This is a genomic window from Brevundimonas vesicularis (genome assembly GCF_900445985.1).
Taxonomy (GTDB): Bacteria; Pseudomonadota; Alphaproteobacteria; order Caulobacterales; family Caulobacteraceae; genus Brevundimonas; species Brevundimonas vesicularis_D.
This window is the reverse complement of record NZ_UAQP01000003.1, coordinates 1-2,116: the sequence shown is the minus strand read 5'-3', so window position 1 is coordinate 2,116 and position 2,116 is coordinate 1. Positions and strand designations below refer to the sequence as shown.

Sequence of the window (2,116 nt, the reverse complement as noted above, 5' to 3'; positions counted from 1 at the left end):
GCGAACCTTGGGCAGGCGTGCCAAAATAGCTTGTTCAAAGGCGTGTTTTTTGGCACTTGGTACAAAAACTCGTGTGCCATTGGTACACACTTGTCCTGTGCTATAAAAGTTTGCCATCATCGCCACGTCCGCCGCCAGCTCAATGTCGGCATCATCACAAACAATCAAGGGCGACTTACCGCCAAGCTCCATGGTTACGTCTTTTAGTGATGATGCTCCTGCAAGACTCATCACTTTTTTGCCTGTTGCCACCGAGCCTGTAAATGAGATTTTGGCAATATCAGGGTGTTCGGTCAGATACGCCCCCACATCACCACCACCTTGCACGACATTAAACACCCCGTCAGGCACGCCAGCTTGGGTATAAATCTCGGCAAGTTTTAGGGCGGTCAAAGGCGTAACTTCGCTTGGCTTAAAAATCATGGCATTACCAGATGCCAACGCAGGAGCCGATTTCCATAGGGCGATTTGAATGGGATAATTCCACGCCCCAATCCCTGCCACCACGCCAAGCGGTTCTCTTTGGGTATAAAAAAAGCTCCCTTCTTTGCCCGTGCGAAGTGGCACTTGCACCCCTTCAACGGCGGTGGCAAGCCCTGCATAATACTCCAACACATCCGCCCCTGTAACAATATCCACATAAGCGGTCTCGCTGATTGCCTTGCCTGTGTCCGCCGTCTCAAGGCGTGCCAGCTTATCATTTTCTTCACGCAAAATTGCCACCGCTTTTAGCAATATCCGAGAACGCTCCACCGCCGTCATGCTTGCCCAGATTTTTTGTCCTGCTTTGGCACTTTGTACCGCTTTATCTACGTCCGCTTTTGAGGCACTTTGCAGTTTGGCAAGCGTGTCTGCCGTGGCAGGATTGACCGTCTCAAAAAACTCTCCACTGCTGGCGGATACATACTTTCCACCGATGTATAACGATGTTTGTTCTACGTTTGGTAGTGATGACAATGGCATAACAAGACTCCTGTATTTTTAAAAATTTATCATCAAAACTTATAAATTTTATTCAAAGGTTGATGAAACCAAAAAGATAGATTATGATAACAAAAAATCATCTATAACGCAAATAATTGATTTTTAATGAATTTCTTGTTCAATTTGTGTTAAATGATTGTGTATTGCAAATTGATTTTTGTAAACTTTTTGTAAATTTATTAGGTTGTTTGAAAATATTTAGAGCGTGTTAAACCTTGATAACATTTTCATAAAATAAGATGAAATTTAGCACTTCAATCAATTTTTGCATGAAAAAATGGCTAAACCTTGTTTTTCTGCACCAAAAACCTGCCTGATAAAATAACTATCAGCCTACGTTTTTTCCTTGAAAAACGTGCAATCTTTCTCATTTTTCATTGCAAATACCACCAGTCTTTTGAGGGAATAGGTTAAATGCGCTGATTGCCCTGCTGTAAATGCCTGTTTGCTGTTTTGCATACTTGCTTCTCCTTTCTAGGTTTTATGATACTGAATTAAGGTGGGGGCAATGAATAGCGGCTCTGTGCGGTGTATGGGGGGGGTAGCGATAGCGTTTGATGGCTCTCACGCGCGCACGCGCGAGGGTTTGCATTTTCTTCGTACAATTTCCATGATTTTCATACAAAGACGCGCAAATGTTCAGCAAAAAAAGTGAAAAAAACTCGGTTAGCGTTAACGCGTCTGAATGGGCGGCGGTCTAGGGCTTGGCGCTTCTGAAGTTTTAGCCCGCCCCTCCTATGTGTCGCTGCTGTTGCCGGCTCTATCTGCGCTGTCGCTGCATGCTATTTCCTAATGTCGATGGCATGCTTCCCTTTGCAAGGTTTTCTTAGGCTTTGTGATATTGATAGCTTTGTATTTGCGGGCGCGGTTTTTGCAGCGCCTGCCACAAGTCATAGTTTGCCTGTTGGTGCAGCCAGCTTTCAGGGCTGGGGCTGTCTGTGCCTAGCCATTGATGCAGTCTTATCGCCATGTCGGGTGTGATGCCTGTTTTGCCGTTGAGTAGGCGCGATAGGGTTATGCGGGCAATGCCTAGTTGTCGGGCGGCTTGTGTGATGTTCAGGTTTAATGCGGGCAAGATGTCTTCTTTGATGATTTCGGCAGGGTGCGGGGGATTGTGCTGCATGTTGTTTCC

At 45.6% G+C, this 2,116-nt stretch carries 3 protein-coding genes; all 3 read right to left on the bottom strand.

The window, feature by feature from the left end; all coding sequences use genetic code 11:
- Window positions 1–963, bottom strand: a 963-nt coding sequence (locus tag DT343_RS17930; protein ID WP_146756694.1) for an aldehyde dehydrogenase family protein, incomplete at its 3' end; no start/stop codon positions are given.
- A 354-nt stretch (window positions 964–1,317) separates the two neighbouring features.
- Entirely contained in the window at window positions 1,318–1,443 is a 126-nt protein-coding gene (locus tag DT343_RS17925) for a hypothetical protein (RefSeq protein ID WP_258522455.1), read from the bottom strand.
- 367 nt (window positions 1,444–1,810) lie between these two features.
- Window positions 1,811–2,116: HigA family addiction module antitoxin (locus DT343_RS17920; protein WP_220116396.1), on the bottom strand; the 306-nt coding region annotated here is incomplete at its 5' end.

Bases quoted from the DNA above. Each gene is read 5' to 3' on its own strand.
- DT343_RS17925 (WP_258522455.1), bottom strand. From the start codon at position 1,443: ATGCAAAACAGCAAACAGGCATTTACAGCAGGGCAATCAGCGCATTTA.